At 32.8% G+C, this 20,166-nt stretch carries 22 protein-coding genes; 18 read left to right on the top strand and 4 right to left on the bottom strand.

From position 1 onward, the window contains the following. Positions 1–8: 8 nt before the first annotated feature. Positions 9–1,871, bottom strand: a complete 1,863-nt coding sequence (locus ACFQ0S_RS00805) for an ABC-F family ATP-binding cassette domain-containing protein (RefSeq protein WP_379755461.1) — start codon at positions 1,869–1,871, stop codon at positions 9–11. A 108-nt stretch (positions 1,872–1,979) separates the two neighbouring features. Here ACFQ0S_RS00805 and ACFQ0S_RS00800 point away from each other — a divergent pair, with 108 nt between their 5' ends. The 14 genes from ACFQ0S_RS00800 (at position 1,980) to ACFQ0S_RS00735 (ending at position 11,400) form a co-directional block, all read left to right on the top strand. Beyond that, complete coding sequence (locus tag ACFQ0S_RS00800) at positions 1,980–2,213, top strand: hypothetical protein (protein ID WP_379755465.1); 234 nt, start codon at positions 1,980–1,982, stop codon at positions 2,211–2,213. Continuing rightward, positions 2,210–2,515 carry a hypothetical protein gene (locus ACFQ0S_RS00795; protein WP_379755468.1) on the top strand — a complete coding sequence of 102 codons (306 nt, stop codon included), beginning with the start codon at positions 2,210–2,212 and terminating at the stop codon, positions 2,513–2,515. Before ACFQ0S_RS00800 ends, ACFQ0S_RS00795 begins: the two co-directional genes overlap by 4 nt. Before the next feature lie 10 nt (positions 2,516–2,525). Continuing rightward, entirely contained in the window at positions 2,526–3,689 is a 1,164-nt protein-coding gene (locus tag ACFQ0S_RS00790) for a glycosyltransferase family 2 protein (RefSeq protein ID WP_379755471.1), read from the top strand. A 79-nt stretch (positions 3,690–3,768) separates the two neighbouring features. Next, complete coding sequence (locus tag ACFQ0S_RS00785) at positions 3,769–5,196, top strand: dihydrolipoamide acetyltransferase family protein (protein ID WP_379755474.1); 1,428 nt, start codon at positions 3,769–3,771, stop codon at positions 5,194–5,196. A 130-nt stretch (positions 5,197–5,326) separates the two neighbouring features. Next, positions 5,327–6,097: an exonuclease domain-containing protein gene (locus ACFQ0S_RS00780; RefSeq protein ID WP_379755478.1), complete on the top strand. Its 771-nt coding sequence runs from the start codon at positions 5,327–5,329 to the stop codon at positions 6,095–6,097. A gap of 80 nt (positions 6,098–6,177) precedes the next feature. Continuing rightward, on the top strand, positions 6,178–6,789 hold the full coding sequence (locus ACFQ0S_RS00775; protein WP_379755481.1) for a fumarylacetoacetate hydrolase family protein: 612 nt from the start codon (positions 6,178–6,180) through the stop codon (positions 6,787–6,789). After that, positions 6,789–7,133: an Hpt domain-containing protein gene (locus tag ACFQ0S_RS00770; protein WP_379755484.1), complete on the top strand. Its 345-nt coding sequence runs from the start codon at positions 6,789–6,791 to the stop codon at positions 7,131–7,133. The genes ACFQ0S_RS00775 and ACFQ0S_RS00770 overlap by 1 nt, the downstream gene beginning before the upstream one ends. 136 nt (positions 7,134–7,269) lie before the next feature. Further along, on the top strand, positions 7,270–8,523 hold the full coding sequence (locus ACFQ0S_RS00765; RefSeq protein WP_379755487.1) for a CinA family nicotinamide mononucleotide deamidase-related protein: 1,254 nt from the start codon (positions 7,270–7,272) through the stop codon (positions 8,521–8,523). Between the two features lie 72 nt (positions 8,524–8,595). After that, on the top strand, positions 8,596–8,832 hold the full coding sequence (gene rpmB, locus ACFQ0S_RS00760) for a 50S ribosomal protein L28 (protein ID WP_151107927.1): 237 nt from the start codon (positions 8,596–8,598) through the stop codon (positions 8,830–8,832). A gap of 27 nt (positions 8,833–8,859) precedes the next feature. Next, positions 8,860–9,042 carry a 50S ribosomal protein L33 gene (gene rpmG, locus ACFQ0S_RS00755; protein WP_007805817.1) on the top strand — a complete coding sequence of 61 codons (183 nt, stop codon included), beginning with the start codon at positions 8,860–8,862 and terminating at the stop codon, positions 9,040–9,042. A 73-nt stretch (positions 9,043–9,115) separates the two neighbouring features. Next, on the top strand, positions 9,116–9,268 hold the full coding sequence (locus ACFQ0S_RS00750) for a DUF4295 domain-containing protein (protein ID WP_066310049.1): 153 nt from the start codon (positions 9,116–9,118) through the stop codon (positions 9,266–9,268). A gap of 298 nt (positions 9,269–9,566) precedes the next feature. After that, positions 9,567–10,547, top strand: coding sequence for a signal recognition particle-docking protein FtsY (gene ftsY / locus ACFQ0S_RS00745; RefSeq protein ID WP_379755491.1), 981 nt, complete (start codon positions 9,567–9,569; stop codon positions 10,545–10,547). A 132-nt stretch (positions 10,548–10,679) separates the two neighbouring features. Next, complete coding sequence (locus ACFQ0S_RS00740; protein WP_379755494.1) at positions 10,680–11,123, top strand: hypothetical protein; 444 nt, start codon at positions 10,680–10,682, stop codon at positions 11,121–11,123. Continuing rightward, complete coding sequence (locus tag ACFQ0S_RS00735) at positions 11,104–11,400, top strand: DUF721 domain-containing protein (RefSeq protein ID WP_379755497.1); 297 nt, start codon at positions 11,104–11,106, stop codon at positions 11,398–11,400. The genes ACFQ0S_RS00740 and ACFQ0S_RS00735 overlap by 20 nt, the downstream gene beginning before the upstream one ends. Before the next feature lie 116 nt (positions 11,401–11,516). On the opposite strand, the gene ACFQ0S_RS00730 is transcribed toward ACFQ0S_RS00735, so the two are convergent. The 3 genes from ACFQ0S_RS00730 to bshC form a co-directional block, all read right to left on the bottom strand. After that, positions 11,517–11,936, bottom strand: a complete 420-nt coding sequence (locus ACFQ0S_RS00730) for a nucleoside-diphosphate kinase (protein WP_379755500.1) — start codon at positions 11,934–11,936, stop codon at positions 11,517–11,519. Positions 11,937–12,066: 130 nt separating this feature from the next. Beyond that, complete coding sequence (locus ACFQ0S_RS00725) at positions 12,067–13,302, bottom strand: T9SS type A sorting domain-containing protein (protein WP_379755503.1); 1,236 nt, start codon at positions 13,300–13,302, stop codon at positions 12,067–12,069. A 153-nt stretch (positions 13,303–13,455) separates the two neighbouring features. Further along, on the bottom strand, positions 13,456–15,045 hold the full coding sequence (bshC, locus tag ACFQ0S_RS00720) for a bacillithiol biosynthesis cysteine-adding enzyme BshC (RefSeq protein WP_379755506.1): 1,590 nt from the start codon (positions 15,043–15,045) through the stop codon (positions 13,456–13,458). 133 nt (positions 15,046–15,178) lie between these two features. On the opposite strand from bshC, the gene ACFQ0S_RS00715 reads away from it, so the two are divergent. The 4 genes from ACFQ0S_RS00715 (at position 15,179) to ACFQ0S_RS00700 (ending at position 20,129) form a co-directional block, all read left to right on the top strand. Next, positions 15,179–15,664, top strand: coding sequence for an acetyl-CoA carboxylase biotin carboxyl carrier protein subunit (locus tag ACFQ0S_RS00715; protein ID WP_379755510.1), 486 nt, complete (start codon positions 15,179–15,181; stop codon positions 15,662–15,664). A gap of 1 nt (position 15,665) precedes the next feature. Next, positions 15,666–17,114 (top strand): acetyl-CoA carboxylase biotin carboxylase subunit, encoded by a 1,449-nt coding sequence (locus ACFQ0S_RS00710; RefSeq protein WP_379755513.1) that lies wholly within the window; start codon positions 15,666–15,668, stop codon positions 17,112–17,114. Positions 17,115–17,203: 89 nt separating this feature from the next. Beyond that, positions 17,204–18,745 (top strand): acyl-CoA carboxylase subunit beta, encoded by a 1,542-nt coding sequence (locus ACFQ0S_RS00705; RefSeq protein WP_379755516.1) that lies wholly within the window; start codon positions 17,204–17,206, stop codon positions 18,743–18,745. A gap of 100 nt (positions 18,746–18,845) precedes the next feature. Continuing rightward, on the top strand, positions 18,846–20,129 hold the full coding sequence (locus ACFQ0S_RS00700; RefSeq protein ID WP_379755519.1) for an MFS transporter: 1,284 nt from the start codon (positions 18,846–18,848) through the stop codon (positions 20,127–20,129). Positions 20,130–20,166: the final 37 nt, after the last annotated feature.

The raw sequence follows: 20,166 nt of genomic DNA, 5'->3' as shown, positions 1-20,166 counted from the left end.
AAATTAAATCATCCTTCAATTTTTGCACTCAACTCAAACCAGCGTTCTTCTTTATGTTCGATTTTGTTAATAATTATTTCTAATTCTTTTGCTTTATTTGAAATTTCATTGTCTGCAATTTTTCCGTCAGAAAAAAGTTGCTCAATTTTAGCTTTTTCAATTTCCAAATCCTTGATTTCTCTTTCAATTTTTTGAAATTCTTTTTGCTCGTTAAAGGTTAAATTTCCTGTCGGATTGTTTTGTTTCCAGTCTTTTTTCTCCGCTTTTTTTTCTTCTTTTTGAGCAACATCAGCACTGTCCTCATAAGCTCTAAAATCAGAATAATTCCCAGGAAAATCTTCAATTAAGCCTTCGCCTCTAAAAACAAATAGGTGGTCTACAATTTTATCCATAAAATATCGGTCGTGCGACACCACAAGCAAACAACCTGGATAATCTAAAAGAAAACTTTCTAGGACATTCAATGTTACAATATCTAAATCATTCGTAGGCTCATCAAGAATCAAGAAGTTAGGATTTTGAATCAAAACAGTACATAAATACAAACGTTTTAATTCTCCTCCAGATAATTTTTCTACAAAATCATGTTGCTTTTTTCGGTCAAATAAAAAGCGTTCTAATAATTGCCCTGCCGAAATTAATTTCCCTTTTGCCAGTGGAATAAATTCGCCGTATTCTTTGATTATATCAATTACTTTTTGACCCGGTTTTGGGTTGATACCACTTTGTGTGTAATAGCCAATTTTTATGGTATCACCAGTAATTACTTTTCCACTATCTACAGGAATTGTTCCTGTAATTAAATTCAAAAAAGTAGATTTTCCAGTTCCGTTTTTACCAATAATTCCAATCCGTTCGCCACGCTGAAAATCGAAACTAAAATTATCTAAAATGACTCTGTCTTTAAATTTCTTCGAAATTTTATGCAATTCGATGATTTTCGAACCCATTCGTTCCATATTAATTTCAAGCTCTACTGCATTCTCTTTTCTTCGACTTTGTGCTTTTTCCTTAATTAGGTAAAAATCATCTTGACGCGATTTCGATTTGGTTGTTCTTGCTTTGGGTTGGCGACGCATCCATTCCAGTTCTTTTACAAACAAATTTTGTGCTTTATCTACACTCGAATTTTCTGAAGCAATTCGTTCTTCTTTTTTCTCTAAATAATACGAATAATTACCTTTGTATTGATATAATTTTCCGTTGTCCAATTCAATAATTTCATTGCAAACTCGTTCTAAAAAGAAACGGTCGTGAGTTACCATAAACAAGGTAATATTTTCTTTGGCGAAATAACTCTCAAGCCATTCTATCATCTCTAAATCTAAGTGATTGGTAGGCTCATCTAGAATCAATAAGTCAGGACGATTTATTAAAATGATAGCTAATGACAATCTTTTTTTCTGACCACCAGAAAGATTTTTTACTTTCAACTTAAAGTCTTCCAACTTTAATTTGAACAAAATTTGTTTGAATTGCGTTTCAAAATCCCAAGCATTATGTTGATCCATTTTGTCAAATGCTTTTTGATAAGCCTCTTCATTTTCAGGATTTTCTAACGCTTTTTCATATTCTTCGATTACTTTTAAAACTACATTATCCGAAGCAAAAATACTTTCTTCAATAGTCAATTCGTCTTGTAAATTGGCGTCTTGTGACAAAAAAGCCATGTTAATGCCTTTTCTTAGAACCACATTACCAGTATCGGGTTCGTCTTCACTATTAATAATTTTCATGATACAGGTTTTTCCTGAACCATTTTTGGCTATAAATGCAATTTTTTGGTCTTTGTTGATGCCAAACGAAATGTTTTCAAAAAGAGTTCTCTCTCCAAATGATTTAGAGATATTTTCTACAGATAAGTAATTCACAAGTGTAATTTTTTGCAAAAGTAAGTCATTGCTAAGCAAGAAGCAAAGTTTTAATTTTTCAATTTTTAAAATTATTTTGTACATTTGATTTTTAAAATTCTTTCAAAAATGAAAAATTCAAAGAAAAGTTCAATTGATGAAGAATCGGATGCTGTTAAAGAATCTGTAGCGGATTACAAAACAACTTTTGAAGAAAAACTAGATCCTGCAAATACCGAAGAACAAGAAATTTTGTTGCAGAAATTGTTGGCAATAGGTTTGGAACAAAGTAAAATGGGTTTGGGAATTTCTAACGAAGAAATGAAAAGGAGAACCAAATTAAAATATCCTTTTCTTAAATGATTTATAAAGTTGAATGGAAACCAATTGCAACTTATACTTATTTTGACGAAATAGATTTCATTTTATCAAAATGGAATGAAGTTGAAGTTCAGAAATTTGAAGATTTAGATTACGATTTTCTAGCAACATTATCCAAAACTCCTAAAATCGGAATTTATAAATCCAAATACAATTGTCACTCATTAGTAGTTTCAAAACAGACCACTTTGTATCATAAAACAATTGAAGATAAATTTCAAATCGACTTAATTTTATTTTGGAATAATCAAAAAAATCCTGACGACTTAATTAAGTTGCTTTAAATTATCTCAAATGCAACTATCCATAATCATCCTCAATTACAATGTTCGCTATTTCTTAGAGCTGTGTGTTTTAAGCGTTCAAAGCGCTATTCAAGACATTGATGCTGAAATAATTGTGGTCGATAATAATTCATCAGATGACAGTTGTGAAATGATGAAACAACGTTTTCCAGATGTTAAACTTATTGAAAATAAACAAAATTTAGGCTTTCCTAGAGGCAATAATATAGGAGTAGCACAAGCAAAAGGCGAATATATTTGTATTCTAAATCCAGATACTGTAATTGCCGAAGATACTTTTGAAAAGTTGCTTTCGTTTATTACAAGTACTGAAAATGTTGGTATTGTAGGTTGTAAATTAATCGACGGAGCAGGAAATTTTCTTCCAGAAAGCAAACGCGGTGTGCCAACTCCATTTGTAGCGTTTACTAAAATAGTAGGATTATATAAATTATTTCCAAAATCAAAGAAATTAGGCAAATACTATGCTAATCACTTAAGCGAAAACGAAACGGGTAAGGTCGATATTCTCGTAGGGGCTTTTATGCTAATGAAAAAAGAATTGTATCTCGAAATAGGTGGTTTTGACGAAAATTGTTTTATGTACTCTGATGATATCGATTTATCTTATTTGGTTTTACAAAAAGGAAAAAACAATTATTATTTTCATGAAACTTCTGTAATTCATTATAAAGGAGAAAGTACAGTGCGAGACGAAGTTTATATGAAACGCTTTCAGCAAGCAATGGAATTTTTTTATAAAAAACATTTTAAAGTATCACTTTTTTTTAATTTTTTCATGAAAATTGGGGCGTTCTTTTTTACCTTATTCAAAAAGAGTCAAGCAGTAACTATTTCAAGGCAACCAGATCAATATTTGTTGTTTTCAGAAGATGAAGAATTAAAAAAAACAGTTGAAAACTTGTTAGGAAATAAAGTCAACCTACTTGATTCTACAACAAAAAATACTATAAATTCGCTTACAATCGATTTGAAAAAAAATACAGAAATTATTTTTGATAATAATTCATTGACATTTAAGTCGATTATTGCAAGTATGGAAGAGTTTAGAAATCCTAAATGTACTTTCAAGATTTTGCCAAAGTTTTCCAATTTTATCATTGGAAGTAATAATAGTAACGATAGAGGAAAAATAATTAAGATTGTAAAGTGAGAATTTTACAATGTTTAGTGAAAGAAAAAAAGTTAATTTCGCAAACTAAAATATAAAACTCACCTTTTAGGTTGGCAATATGGCAAGATTTGAATTAAAACTTCCAAAAATGGGAGAAAGTGTAGCGGAAGCAACCATCACAAATTGGTTGAAAGAAGTTGGCGATACAATCCAAATGGACGAAGCAGTGTTGGAAATTGCTACCGATAAAGTGGATAGCGAAGTTCCATCTGAAGTTTCAGGAGTTTTAGTTGAAAAACTTTTTCAAAAAGACGATTTGGTTCAAGTTGGTCAAACAGTTGCGATAATTGAAACGGAACAAGTAGTAACTGGTGAAATTGTAAAAGAAACTATTTCTCAAGTTTCAGAACCAGCTGCCGTTACAGAAGTTCTCAAAACTGTAGAAGCCGCCAAAGATTATGTGGCGGCATCCAACGCTCCATCAAAACAAGATTTTTCTCATTCAGAAAAATTCTTTTCTCCATTGGTCAGAAATATTGCAAGAGAAGAAGGGATTTCTATAACTGAATTAGAACGAATTTCAGGTTCAGGAAGTGATGGTAGAGTTACGAAAAACGATATTTTAGATTACATTATCAATAGAACAAATGCAACTAAAACAGTTGTTCAAACACCAATTGCTCCTGTAGATGTTCATCAAGAGGTGCAAAGAGCTGAGGTGCAGCAACAAGTCGAAGCTCATTCAAATACTCAATCTGTAGCAACTCCTATAGCTAAACCGGTTCAAGAACCTACAAAACAAACTGCTCAAAAAGCCGCGCCAGTTTCTGTAAATGGTCAAGACGAAATTATTGAAATGGATAGAATGCGCAAACTGATTTCGGGTTATATGATTCAGTCCATTCAAACTTCAGCTCATGTGCAATCATTTATAGAGGTCGATGTTACCTCTATTTGGGATTGGAGAGAGAAAAATAAAAATGCATTCGAGAAAAGAGAAGGCGAAAAACTTACTTTTACGCCAATATTCATGGAGATTGTTGCTAAAGCATTGAAAGATTTTCCAATGATGAATATTTCTGTAGAGGGCGATTATATCATAAAAAAGAAAAACATTAACCTTGGAATGGCAGCTGCCTTGTCTAACGGAAATTTAATTGTTCCCGTTATCAAAAATGCCGATCAGCTGAATTTGCTTGGAATGGCAAAAGCGGTAAATGATTTGGCTTTCCGTGCCAAAAACAATCAATTAAAACCAGATGATATTCAAGGGGGAACTTATACCGTTACCAATGTTGGGACTTTCGGCAGTGTATTCGGAACTCCGATTATCAATCAACCCCAAGTAGGAATTTTAGCTTTAGGAGCCATTCGTAAAGTGCCTGCAGTTATCGAAACTGCAGAAGGAGATTTTATCGGAATTCGCAAAAAAATGTTTCTCTCACACAGTTACGATCATAGGGTTGTTGATGGTGCTTTGGGAGGAAGTTTTATTAAACGTATAGCGGAATATTTGGAAGCTTTTGATGAAAATAGGACAATATAAACAGTAATTATTTCATTACTAAACCCGACAAATTTATAAAGTTTGTTGGGTTTTTAATTTTAAGAAAAACTTTATAAAATCGATAAACGGTAGCTTCAAAACTTTATATTTGTAATCCTAAAAATTTAAAATGGAACTCAAATTAAAGAAACCCATCTGCTTTTTCGACCTTGAAACTACTGGAATTGAAGTGGCAAAAGATCGAATAGTAGAAATCTCTATATTCAAAGTATTTCCAAACGGAAATAAAGAAAGTAAAACATGGCTCGTTAATCCAGAAATGGTGATTCCTCCTCAGGTAATAGCAGTTCATGGTATTACCAATGAAAAAGTAGCAAATGAGCCAACATTTAAAGAATTAGCTTCGCAAATTTACAACATGATTAAGGATAGTGATTTGGCTGGATTTAATTCCGATCGATTTGATATTCCTTTGTTAGCAGAAGAATTGCTTCGTGCGGGGGTCGATTTTGATATGAAAAATAGAGTTTCTGTTGATGTGCAAACTATTTTTCATAAAATGGAAGAGCGAACTTTGAGTGCAGCATTGAAATTTTATTGTGGAAAAAGCCTCGAAAATGCCCATTCTGCCGAAGCCGATACGATGGCAACTTATGAAATCCTAAAAGCGCAACTAGAGCGATATCCTGAATTAAAAAATGACACGAAGTTTTTATCAGAATTTACAACCCGTAAACGATCAGTCGATTTTGCTGGCTTTATTGGATATGACAAAGAGGGCGTTGAGGTTTTTACTTTCGGAAAACACAAAGGAGCAAAAGTAGAAAAAGTATTAGAAGATGAACCCGGTTATTTTGGGTGGATTCAAAATGCCGATTTTCCTTTGTACACCAAGAAAGTTTTAACGGCTATTAAATTAAGAAAAATGAATACAAAATAGGTTAGAAGATTGAAGTAGGAAGCTTGAAGAAATTTATCCTAACTTCCATCTGCTAACTTCCAACTATCAACTATAAAATCATGAAAATAATTTGTATTGGTAGAAATTATACCCAACATATAGAGGAGTTACAAAACGAACGCCCAGAAGAACCTATAGTTTTTCTAAAACCAGATTCAGCAGTATTATTAAAGCAACATCCATTTGTGATTCCTGAATTTTCTAATGATATTCATCACGAAATTGAACTTATTGTCAGAATTAATAAAGTAGGTAAATACATAGAACAAAAGTTTGCTCATAAGTATTATGATGAAATAAGTGTTGGACTTGATTTTACTGCAAGGGATTTGCAAGAAAAACTAAAAGATAAAGGGTTACCATGGGAAAAAGCGAAGTCTTTTGACGGTTCAGCGGTTATTGGTGACTTTATATCGAAAAAAATTTTTAGTTCGCTAGAAAGTATTAATTTTGAACTAACAAATAACGGAAAAACTGTTCAAAGAGGGAATTCTAGTCTAATGTTGTTTAAGATTGATGAAATAATTGCGCATGTTTCTCAATTTTTTACACTTAAAATTGGAGACATTATTTTTACAGGAACGCCTGATGGAGTTGCTGCAGTAAAACCAAACGACGTTTTAGAAGGATTTTTAGAAAATAACAAACTATTTAGAATACAAGTAAAATAATGGCACTAAACTACAATTTAGCAAAAGTATATGCACTTTCAGACAACGACCCTGAATTTGTAAATCAGATCCTCACACTTTTTGTGACAGAGGTACCGTTAGATCTTATCCAAATTAAACTAGGTATTAAGACTAAAGACCATAAATTAGCCTATAGCTATGCGCATAAAATAAAACCATCTTTAGATTTATTAGGCATGAATGTAGCTTTTGAAGAAATTCTTCAAATAGAAGCTTGGACCAAAGCTGAGGGCAAGCGAAAAGAAATAAAAGACACTTTTGATAGTGTAGAATCTCAAATTGAAAAAGCGGTAAAAGAAATTTCGAAAGATTTTAGTTTGTAATCGTATCAAAATCCAGATTTTTTACTTTCACAGGTAGTGAATTTAAAGACTTTGGATTTTATTTTTTTTAGGTATTTCAAAAATAGTTACTTTAATTTTGAGCAATAAATCCTAAATCTAAAATCCTAAATCTAAAATGAAAGCAACCATAGTTACCATTGGCGACGAAATTCTTATCGGTCAAATTATTGATACGAACTCAGGTTTTATAGCTAAATCATTAGATAAAATTGGTGTTGAAATCAATGAGATGATTTCTATTTCAGATAACAAACAACATATTTTAGATACGTTTACTGCACTTCAAAATAATGTCGATTTAGTCATTATCACTGGCGGTTTAGGGCCAACTAAAGACGATGTTACCAAACATACTTTTTGTGAATATTTCGATGATACATTGGTTGTTAACGAAGCCGTGCTTGCGCATGTAACCCAAATGATTGAAGGGTTTTACAAACGTCCCATAACGCAACTCAACAAAGATCAGGCATTAGTTCCTTCTAAGTGTATCATTTTACACAATCAAATGGGAACCGCTCCAGGCATGTGGATGAAAAAAGAAAATACCGTTTTTATTTCGCTTCCAGGCGTTCCGTATGAAATGAAATATTTAATAGAAAACGAAGTAATTCCCAAAGTGGTTCAAGAATACAAGCGACCATATATCATTCACAAAACAATTCTTACCTATGGTGAAGGCGAAAGTAAAGTTGCCGAGCGAATAGAAGATTGGGAAAACAACTTACCGCAATTTATTAAATTAGCCTATTTGCCAAGTCCGGGGAGAGTTCGCTTGCGACTTTCTGCACGAGGAACAGATAAAGGGATTTTAGAAAAAGCAATCGATGAAAATATTACTTCATTAACAAAAATAATTAGTGATATTATCGTAGGATTTGATGATGGAGAAACGATAGAGGTTATTGTAGGAAGATTATTAACGCAGCATAAAAAGACTATTGCTACTGCCGAAAGCTGTACAGGAGGAAAAATTGCTGAAGTGATCTCATCCGTTTCAGGAGCCTCTAATTATTTTAAAGGAAGTATAGTTTCGTATGCCACAGAAACAAAAATAAATGTTTTAGGAATTGATGAAGCTACAATAAATAAATTTTCAGTAGTGAGTGCCGAAGTTGCAAAAGCAATGGCTCTTAATATCAAAAAAATAATGAAAACCGATTATGCTATAGCGACAACTGGTAATGCAGGTCCCTCTAAAGGTGACTCAAATGCCGAGATTGGAACTGTTTTTATAGCATTGGCAACACCAAATGAAGTCACAATTCACGAGTTTAATTTCGGTCAACCCCGTGATAAAGTGATTGATAGAGCTGTAAATAAAAGCCTCGAAATATTGCAAAAAGAAATTTTAAAAAATCTACTTTAATTATTTTGTATTATAGGTTTATTTTTTGTTTCTTTGCACCCTGATTTTGAATAACGATAAAAGATAAGTACAATGTCAAGAGTTTGTGACCTTACGGGTAAAAGAGCGATGGTGGGAAATAATGTTTCTCATGCGATGAATAAAACCAAAAGAAAGTTTTCTGTAAACTTACTAAAAAAGCGTTTTTACCTTCCTGAAGAAGACAGATGGATTACTCTTAGAGTAGCTGCATCTACAATAAAAACAATCAATAAAAATGGAATCGCTGCAGTTTTGAAAAAAGCACAGTCTCAAGGATTTATTAAATAATCTATTCCTAAATAAATATATAGCAAGATGGCAAAGAAAGGTAATAGAATACAAGTAATATTAGAATGTACTGAACACAAAACAACAGGCGTTGCAGGTACTTCTAGATATATAACAACAAAGAACAAAAAAAATACTCCAGATAGATTAGAGATTAAAAAATTTAATCCAATCTTGAAACGCGTAACTGTTCATAAAGAAATTAAATAATTAAAGATTTTAATATAGTTCTCAAATGTTCGCATTTAGATATTATTAAAATACAAATAACAACTTATAAGTCATGGCAAAGAAAACCGTAGCATCGTTACAAACCGCTTCAAAGAGATTATCAAAAGCCATAAAAATGGTAAAATCTCCTAAAACTGGTGCATATACATTCGTAGAATCAATTATGGCACCTGAAGCTGTAGATGAATTCTTGAAAAAGAAATAATTCATAATACAATTTATAGAAAAGCTACTTTCATTCGGAAGTAGCTTTTTTATTTTTTATCTTTACCACCTAAAAAAGTAGAAGCAACAGGTTTAGGCTTTATTTAATAATGTAATTCCTGCTGTTCGTTACAATCTTTTTTATTTAAGATTTGCCTTGCAATCCTAAATAAAAAAGGATTTTCTCTTCCATCAGGGCTAGTAAACTAATGTTTTTACTTTTTTTAAATGAGTTTAACATGATTCAAGATTTTAGAAGTATACACTTCTAACGTCTAACTTCTAACCTCTAACTTAAAATGAGTTTTTTTAAAAAAATATTTGGATCAGAAAAAAAAGAACCCGTTCTAAACGAACAGGACAAGCAAACCTTAGACAAAGGATTAGAGAAATCAAAAGTTTCTTTCTTCTCTAAACTGACGAAGGCAATTGCGGGAAAATCGAAAGTCGATGATGATGTTCTCGATAATTTAGAGGAAATCCTTGTCTCATCAGATGTTGGTGTAAATACGACTCTTAAAATCATCACCCGAATCGAGAAACGCGTTTCTGAAGATAAATATTTAGGAACCGACGAACTCAATCAAATTTTAAGAGAAGAAATCTCAGGATTACTATCTGAAACCAATTTAGGCGAAGCTTCAGAATTTGTCATTCCAATAAATGTAAAACCTTACGTTTTGATGGTAGTTGGGGTAAATGGTGTTGGCAAGACTACTACTATTGGTAAGTTAGCACATCAATTTAAAAAGCAAGGGTATTCAGTAGTTTTAGGGGCCGCAGATACGTTTCGAGCTGCCGCTATAGATCAATTACAGGTTTGGGCAGATAGAGTAGGAGTTCCATTAGTAAAACAACAAATGGGTAGTGATCCAGCTTCGGTAGCTTTTGATACCTTGCAATCTGCGGTAGCACAAAATGCAGATATTGTAATTATAGATACTGCTGGTCGTTTGCACAACAAACTCAATTTAATGAACGAATTGACCAAAGTAAAGCGAGTAATGCAAAAAGTGGTTGCTGATGCTCCTAATGATGTTTTGCTGGTTTTAGATGGTTCTACAGGTCAAAATGCTTTTGAGCAAGCCAAACAGTTTACAGCAGCAACAGAAGTAACATCACTTGCAGTTACTAAACTTGACGGCACAGCAAAAGGTGGCGTTGTAATAGGAATATCCGATCAATTTCAAATTCCAGTAAAATACATCGGGGTAGGAGAAGGGCTTGAAGATTTACAGGTTTTTAATAAGTATGAATTTGTAGATTCGTTTTTTAAATAATATTCTCAAACGATATTGGAAGAAAATAGCACGATAATAAAATTTTCTTATCTTAAAGGAACTTGATGTTACTAGAGTAAAAATATATTATATTTTAAAACTATTTGAATTGATAATTTGTAAAATTTAAAAATGAAAAAAATTGTCCTTATTGCATTAGTTCTGATATTTACTACGGCATGTCAAAAAAAAGTTACTGCTGCAGATATTCCTAAAATTAATGGTTATTGGGAGATTGAAAGAGTGGTTTTCCCTGACGGAACAGAAAAGGAATATCCTGTAAACCAAATTTTTGATTATTTTTCAATACAAAACAATACAGGTTTTCGTAAAAAGGTAACGCCACAATTAGATGGATCTTTTTTGGTAAATGATGATGTCGAAAAAATAACAATCAAACAAGAAAATGAAAAGTACATCATTAATTACAGTACTTTTTTTTCGAAATGGAAAGAAGAAATACATGCTATTTCAGATGAAAAATTAGTAATGATTAACGACTCTAAAAATGAATACCATTATAAAAAAGCGACTTCAATTAATTTAATAATTCAAGATGGCAAAACGACTAAATAACGAAAGTTCTATTGGAGATGTTTTAAAAGAGATTATTCAAGTTAATAAATTGCAATCTGGAATAGATCAGATTTCAGTAAAAGAAGCTTGGGTTTCTTTAATGGGAAACGGAGTCAATAGTTATACTAAAAATGTAGTTTTAAAAGGAAATACTTTATACGTAGAGCTAACTTCGGCAGTTTTAAGAGAAGAATTAAGTTACGGAAAAGACAAAATCATCAAAATGATTAATGATGAGCTGCGAAGGGACATTATTACTTCGGTTGTTTTAAGATAGATATTTAGATTTTAGACAATTTAGATAGTTTAGATTATAAAACAATTCCACTTCATTTGAAGTGGAATTGTTTATTACCTGTTGTCTAACAATCTAAAATTCTAAGACGTCTAAACCTAAAACTGCTCTCTTCCTGCAAAATGAAAAGCGCTTTCAATAGCTGCATTTTCATCACTATCCGATCCATGAACAGCATTTTCTCCCATAGAAGTAGCATATTTTTTACGAATAGTACCTTCAGCTGCATCAGCAGGATTGGTAGCACCAATTAAAGTTCTGAAATCAGTAATTGCATTTTCTTTTTCTAAGATTGCTGCAACAATTGGGCCTCTTGACATAAAGGCTACTAATTCTCCGTAAAAAGGTCTAGCAGCATGTATTTCATAAAAAGCCTTTGCGTCAGCAACAGTAAGTTGTGTTAATTTTAAAGCAATGATTTTAAAACCAGCTTCAGTAATCATATTTAAAATTCCTCCGATGTGTCCGTTTTCAACCGCATCAGGTTTAATCATTGTAAATGTTCTATTCGTAGCCATTTGTATGTTTATTTAATTTGGGTGCAAAAGTAGTGTTTATTCATCGATTTATAAAATCAATTCCTTTATTCAATAAAAAATCCCCTACTATTTCTAGTAAGGGATTTATAAGTTAAGAAAAAACTAGTTTTTAGTTTTTCATCAATTTTAAGGTTTGAGTCGCTTTAGCTGTTGCTACTTTAGCAAAATAGATTCCTCTTGTTAAAGAAGAAGCATCAATATTTGCTGTATTGCTTCTAGGAGAAATGCTCATTACGTTTTTACCTAAAACATCTAAAATCTGAATAGACTCTATGCTGTCATTTGCAGTAGTAAAGTTCCAGTTGTTAGTTGTTGGGTTTGGCGACACTTTAAAGTTAGCAGTACTAAATCCTTTAGTAGATAATAAAGCAGGATCATTTGTTTTAACTACTGTAGATGTACCAGCAGTTCTAAAAGTCCAAGTTCCTTTACCACCATTACTGTTATCAGCTTTTGGCATAAAAGTCACATCATAAGTACCTGCCTCTAAGACTATATTTCCATCAGGATTTCCATTAGCAGCATCTGCTACATCACCCCAGTTTACAGACCAACCATTATTTTGTCTAAATTTAGCTTGACCACCAACACAAACTAAACCATTAATAGTATAGGTTACGCCATTGTCAGTTGTAGTTAATTGATATTTGTCAGCAGGACCGTTATTGTTTGCTTGTCCAGGCCATCCATCTAATTCAACACCAGCACCAACTATTGCAATGGTAGGAACTGGAGGCACTGAAAAGCTATATTCAAAAGTTTCAAAATTGAATTTTATAACCCATTCTCCAGCAGTTATAGGAATAACAGGACCACCTTCAAAAGCACTTCCAATTAAAGTACCGTCCGACACTAAAAGACCATCTGCATCAAATTGAGCAGTACCATTAAGAAGGTTCAGTGTAGCTTCAAAGGTAGTTGCGCTTGTTGCAGGAATATTTACAGTACCACCATCTACAGCTGTACCAACAAGTTTAACTACAGGAAGTGGTGCCGCTGAAGCAAAGTTGTAAATATTAGTTGCAGTGTTAAGTGTAACTGTATAGGTACCTGCAATAATGTCAATATTGCCATTTTTTGTTCCTGTAGCAGTAGGAAAAGCGCCTGCCCACTCGAAACCGTCTCCAAACCAGCCGCCATTAGCACGTAGTTTACCAGGACCAGTTTTTAAAACAACATCTTTTATTTCCCAATTGTCTGCATCAATTTTGGTAAGTTGATATTCAGCAACATCATCTCCCCATCCACCTGCGGCTTCTCCAACGATGCATACGGAGTTAACTTGCGCAGTTGCAGCAGTCATTGCAAAAACGCACATAATCAATAAGAGTACTCTTTTTTTCATAATATTTTTGTGTTTAAATTAATATTCAATAAAAGTAATCAAATTTTTATTACAAATAGTTTATTGGATGTGTAAAAAAAGAAACGAAAACGTTTGCGTGTTAATAACATTATTTTTTGAGTTTATTTAATATTTACAAGTAACTTTAGGAAACTATAAAGTAATTATATTAAACTCTTTTTCTAAAGGTTTTAATTCTGAAAGTAATTTTTCTATTAAACTTTCTCCATTCTCTAAATAAAATTCAGAAAAATTGTTTTGCCGTTCTTGTAAACTTCTGTTAGGAAACAATTCGTTTTGCAAATCAGTAATACGTTCTAAAGTTTCAGTATATTTTCGTTTTTGGGCTTTCAACAAACGTTTTTCAAGATTTTCTAACCCTTTTATTTGTTTGACTTCTTGTGCTTTCACGGCTCCAATAAATGATTTATCCGTTTGATTGGCAATGTTTTCAAGATATGAAAATTGATTTTTCAACAGTTCTTTTTGCATGGAAAAATCAAGAGGGAATACAGAAATTTGTTTCGTTTTTTCGTTTAATAAGTCAACTTGTTTCGAAAATAAATCTTGCCAAGACAAGGAAAGTTTGTCTGCTTTTTTGGCTTGTTTTTCGGTTACTACTAGTGCTGAATTTCGCAATAGAAGTATTGGAAAAGTAACTTTTGAAGCTTCAAACAGCTTTTTTAATTCCAGCCAATAGCCAATTTCTCCGCCTCCACCAATGTAGCATAAGTTAGGCAAAATTACTTCTTGATATAAAGGACGTAAAATGACATTTGGACTAAAATTTTCAGGGTTATTTTCTAATTCAAATAAAATTTCACTTTCAGAAAATTGAATTGGAGTATTGTTTATTTTGTAAACCCCGTTTTCAAATACAATTCGTTCCCTTAGCGTATCATTAATGTAAAATAGATTAATAGGTCTAGGATTTACTTGAATGGGGTAGTCTTTTAATTTTGAAATAGTTTCAAGAACCGCTGTATTCGATTTTTGATATAACAATTCCTCTTTTACATAAGGAATAAACATTTTTTTTAAATCTTGTTGGTCCCCGTCTAGAATAACCAAACCCCATTCGCCAAAAAGAGCATTGGCTAAAAATCGTGTTGCATCTGCTAATGTACTGTGATTGAGATACGATTCTCTGAACAATTTTTTTATGGCATTGGCATTTGTACTGCTTCCTATTTCTTTAGCAAAAACGTCAAAAACTTGATCTAAACCCTCAGTTGATAGTCGGCCAACAGGTCCAGTACTTTCTTTATTCCATCTAAATTTTTTTCCTTTAAAGGTAAAATAATTAATTTCTTCAAAATCATGGTCTTCAGTAGCCATCCAATATATTGGAACAAAATTGGAATTGGGATATTTTGTTTTTAATTCTTTTGTTAAATTTATCGTTGATATAATTTTATATAAAAAATACAACGGTCCTGTAAATAAATTCAGTTGATGACCTGTAGTAACCGTAAAAGAATCTGAATTTGACAAAAGCTCGATATTTTGCTTCGTCAATTTTGAAACAGCTACAGTCTCGTATTGTTGTTTTAAAACAGTAACTAGAATTTTCCGATGACTATCATTAAAATTAGCTTGTTTTTCTTGAATTTGGGATTCAAAATTTTCAAGTATTGGAAAACGATTATACAAAGACTGCAAATTTGACTTTTGATTTAAATAGTCAATAATTAAATCGGTAAAATATCCGGAATTTTGAAACGAAATACAGTCAGTTGGCATGATTTTACTGTGCTTAATTTTTTTGTAAAAGTAACAAAAAGTAAATTTATGATTTTTTGGTTAACAAAGGAGTAATAAATTATTCCATTTCATTTTTTTTAGATAAATTTATACCAAGCTAAAACCAAAACGTATGAGAGAAGTCTTTAAAGTAAATGTAAATAATACATTTAAATTCGATTTTGATAATGAAAGTATTTCTCAATTGGATTCGTTTTCAGTTGAAAAAAATAAATTCCACATTTTAAATCAGAACAAACCTTTTCAGGTAGAAATTGTAGCTGCTGATTTTAATCATAAAAGCTATACCGTAAAAGTAAATAACAATACTTATACCGTTGCAATTTCTAACCAATTAGATCAACTCATTTCTGCTATGGGTTTTGATATAAGCGCTACAAAAAAAGTAAACGCAATTAAAGCACCAATGCCTGGCTTAATTCTTGAAATTTTTGTGTCTGTAGGTCAATCGGTTAATGAAAATGATAACCTTTTAATTTTAGGAGCCATGAAAATGGAAAATAGTTTTCTTTCGCCGCGAGAAGGTGTTATCAAATCGATTGCCGTTCAAACTGGTGATGCAGTCGTAAAAGGGCAATTATTAATTGAATTTGAATAGTATGAAGAAGATATTAGTTGCCAATAGAGGCGAAATTGCCATTAGAGTAATGAAAACCGCCCAAAAAATGGGTATAAAAACAGTAGCTGTTTATTCTACTGCCGATAGAAATTCACCACATGTAAAGTTTGCAGACGAAGCCGTTTGGATTGGTGAATCGCCATCCAGCGAGTCTTATTTACTTGGAAGTAAAATTATAGAAGTTGCTATAGCTTTAGATGTAGATGCAATACATCCAGGTTACGGATTTTTGAGTGAAAACTCAGAATTTGCTGAGGAAGCTGAAAGGAATAATATTATTTTTATAGGTCCAAAATCGAAAGCTATCGAAATCATGGGTAGCAAATTGGCCGCCAAGGAAGCGGTGAGCCATTATAATATACCCATGGTTCCTGGAGTAGATCATGCCATTATAGATATTGATGAAGCTAAAAGAACTGCAACTTCAATTGGATTTCCAATTTTAATAAAAGCCTCTGCTGGTGGTGGTGGAAAAGGAATGCGAGTAGTAGAAAAGGAACAGGATTTTGTTTCCCAAATGAATAGAGCGATTAGCGAAGCTGTTGCCGCTTTTGGCGATGGATCGGTTTTTATTGAAAAATATGTGGCTTCCTCTAGGCATATCGAAATTCAAATTATTGCCGATAGTCATGGAAATGTTCTGTATTTGTTTGAAAGAGAATGTAGTATTCAGCGTCGTCATCAAAAAGTGGTTGAAGAAGCTCCTTCATCAGTATTGACTCCCGAAATTCGAAAAAAAATGGGAGAAGCAGCCGTTATGGTGGCTAAATCTTGTGATTATTTAGGAGCAGGAACGGTAGAGTTCTTATATGACGAAAATGATAATTTCTATTTTCTTGAAATGAATACGCGTCTGCAAGTAGAACATCCTGTTACAGAATGGATTACTGGAGTAGATTTAGTCGAACTTCAAATTAGAGTTGCAAGAGGCGAAGCGCTACCTTTTAAACAAGAAGACATACAAATTAATGGTCATGCTATGGAGTTACGAGTTTATGCAGAAGATTCTATGAATGATTTTTTACCAAGTGTAGGTCATTTAGATGTATATCAAATACCATATGGAGAAGGAATTCGTGTGGATAATGGCTTTGAGCAAGGCATGGATATTCCTATTTATTACGACCCAATGTTGGCTAAATTAATCACTTACGGCAAAACTCGTGAAGAAGCAATACAGGTTATGTTACAAGCAATTCATAATTATAAAGTAGAAGGAGTACAAACCACATTACCATTTGGAAAATTTGTTTTTGAACATGAGGCTTTCCGTTCAGGAAAATTTGACACTAATTTTGTCAAGAAATATTACTCCCCTGAAATATTGAAAACACAAATGGCCGAAGAGGCTCAAATAGCAGCTCTTGTAGCATTGAAACAGTATTTTGAAGATCAAAAAATAGTACGATTACCAATAAATAAAGAATAAAGATTATAGAATAAAGAACTTAGAAATTGACAAATTTTAAAAAGTCTTTTTTCTTATCTCTATTTTCTTTTCTCAAAAAAATATAAAAAATGGAATCTAAAATAAAAATATTAAACGACAAAATTGCCCTTGCTCATTTGGGTGGAGGACAAAAGCGTATTGAAAAACAGCATGAGAAGAAAAAATTAACAGCCAGAGAACGTGTCGAATATTTGATGGATGAAGGTTCTTTTGAAGAAATTGGAATGTTGGTCACGCACCGTACCACCGATTTTGGTATGGAAAAAGAAATTTATTACGGAGACGGCGTAATTACAGGATACGGTACTATAAATGGAAGGTTTGTTTATATTTTTGCTCAAGACTTTACCGTTTTTGGTGGTGCTTTATCAGAAACCCATGCTGAAAAAATTTGCAAAGTAATGGATATGGCTCTAAAAGTGGGAGCTCCAATGATTGGGTTGAATGATTCAGGAGGAGCTCGAATTCAGGAAGGAGTACGTTCATTGGGAGGCTATGCTGATATTTTTTATAGAAATGTGCAAGCTAGTGGAGTCATACCACAAATATCAGCAATTATGGGACCTTGTGCAGGAGGAGCAGTTTATTCACCAGCGATGACCGATTTCACAATGATGGTTGAAAACAACAGCTATATGTTTGTTACAGGACCTAATGTGGTAAAAACCGTTACCAATGAAGAAGTTACTTCAGAAGAATTAGGAGGAGCCATTACGCATTCTACGAAATCAGGAGTTGCTCATACAACCTCTCCAAATGGAGTTGCTTGTATGGAGGATATCAAGCGATTGTTGAGTTATATCCCGCAAAATAATAGAGAAACTACTCCAAAAGTTCCTTATGTTTTGGGAGATGAAATAAGAGAGAAGCTGTCAGAAATTGTCCCCGATAATGCCAATAAACCTTACGACATGCATGAAGTAGTTAAAGGCATTATTGATGAAGAATCTTTTTTTGAAATACATGCAGCTTACGCCGAAAATATCATCGTAGGATTTGCTAGAATTGCTGGAAGAAGTATCGGAGTTATTGCTAATAACCCTATGTTTTTAGCAGGATGTTTGGATGTAAAAAGTTCGATAAAGGCAGCTCGATTTACTCGTTTTTGTGATTGTTTTAATATTCCATTATTAGTATTGGTAGATGTTCCTGGATTTTTACCTGGAACCGATCAAGAATGGAATGGCATCATCGTTCATGGTGCCAAATTATTATACGCTTTAAGCGAAGCGACAGTTCCAAGAGTTACCGTGATTACCCGAAAAGCATACGGTGGAGCTTATGATGTAATGAACTCCAAACATATTGGTGCCGACATGAATTTTGCTTGGCCAACCGCCGAAATTGCTGTTATGGGAGCCAAAGGGGCATCTGAAATTATCTTTAAAAAAGAAATTAGCGAAGCTGAAGATCATGAAGCCAAACTGTTAGAAAAAGAAGCCGAGTATGCAGAATTATTCGCTAATCCATACAATGCAGCTCAGCGCGGTTTTATTGATGAAGTTATTTTACCAAAAGATACTCGTAAAAAATTGATAAAAGCCTTCAGCATGTTAGAAAATAAAGTAGTGGCGACCCCAAACAGAAAACACGGAAATATACCTTTATAATCTCTGTTGTCTCTTTTTGTAATGTTGTAAAAACTACATTAAAATTTGCTACTTTCGAAAAATAAGTTCATTTTTATCAAAAATATATAGTTAAGATAAAATGAGCAATTCTTCAAATTTGAATAAAGTTAATTCCTTAAGACATGTTCTTGTTGGAAGTTTAATAGGTACAACAATAGAATTTTTTGATTTCTATATTTATGCTAATGCTGCCGTTTTGGTTTTTCCAAAGTTGTTTTTTCCAGGATCTGACCCAACTACCTCTATATTAGAATCCTTGGCTACATTTTCGATTGCATTTTTTGCAAGACCTTTAGGTTCTGCCGTTTTTGGACATTATGGAGATAAGATAGGAAGGAAAGCCACTTTGGTTGTAGCTCTGTTAACAATGGGGATTTCAACAGTTTGTATAGGATTATTACCCACATATGCAAGTATTGGAGTAATCGCTCCATTATTACTTATGCTTTTTAGATTTGGTCAAGGTTTAGGATTAGGAGGGGAATGGGGAGGCGCTGTATTATTAGCGATTGAAAATGCTCCACCTAATAAAAGAGCCTGGTATGGTATGTTTCCTCAGTTAGGAGCACCGATAGGTTTGCTTTTATCTGGTGGGACTTTCTTAATACTTAGTGATACTTTATCGGAAGAAAGTTTTTTTGATTTTGGATGGAGAATACCTTTTGTATCTAGTGCTATTTTGGTTCTTGTTGGATTTTATATTCGGTTAAAAATTACCGAAACACCTTCTTTTGTTCAATCTGTCGAAACCAAAAAACAAGTTAAAATCCCCTTGATTACAGTATTCAAATCGTATCAAAAAGAGCTTATTTTTGGAACTTTAGCTGCAGTAACTACTTTTGTACTCTTTTACCTAATGACAGTATTCACCTTAAGTTGGGCTACTACAGAGCTAAGTTTTAGTAGAAGAGATTTCTTGATTATTCAGCTTTTTTCGGTTTTGTTTTTTATGATTGCTATACCCGTTTCAGCATTATTAGCGGATCGTTTTGGACGAAGATTGATTTTAGTTTCAATATCTCTTTTAATAGCTATTTTTGGTTTGTTTTTCTCCTTCTTTTTTTCTGCTGAAAGTTCTAGTTTAATTACTGTTTTTTCTTGTTTAGGAATGGCTTTAATGGGAATGACTTATGGGCCTCTAGGCACATTTTTATCGGAATTATTTCCTACGGAAGTTCGTTACACTGGAGCCTCGATGACCTTTAATTTAGCGGGTATTTTAGGTGCTGCTTTTGCTCCTATGATTGCTATTTGGTTGGCTAAAAATTACGGTATTGGTTATGTTGGGTTCTATTTGTCTGGTGCTGCTTTGTTGACTTTTATCTCACTATTATTAATTACTAAAAAAACACATCAGTTTTAGTGAAGCATTAAATTCGATTAATGTAAATAACTCCTAC

Source organism: Flavobacterium myungsuense (genome assembly GCF_042677265.1).
GTDB lineage: Bacteria > Bacteroidota > Bacteroidia > Flavobacteriales > Flavobacteriaceae > Flavobacterium > Flavobacterium myungsuense.
Note: the sequence above shows the minus strand (reverse complement) of the source record. Positions and strands in the feature narration are given on the sequence as shown.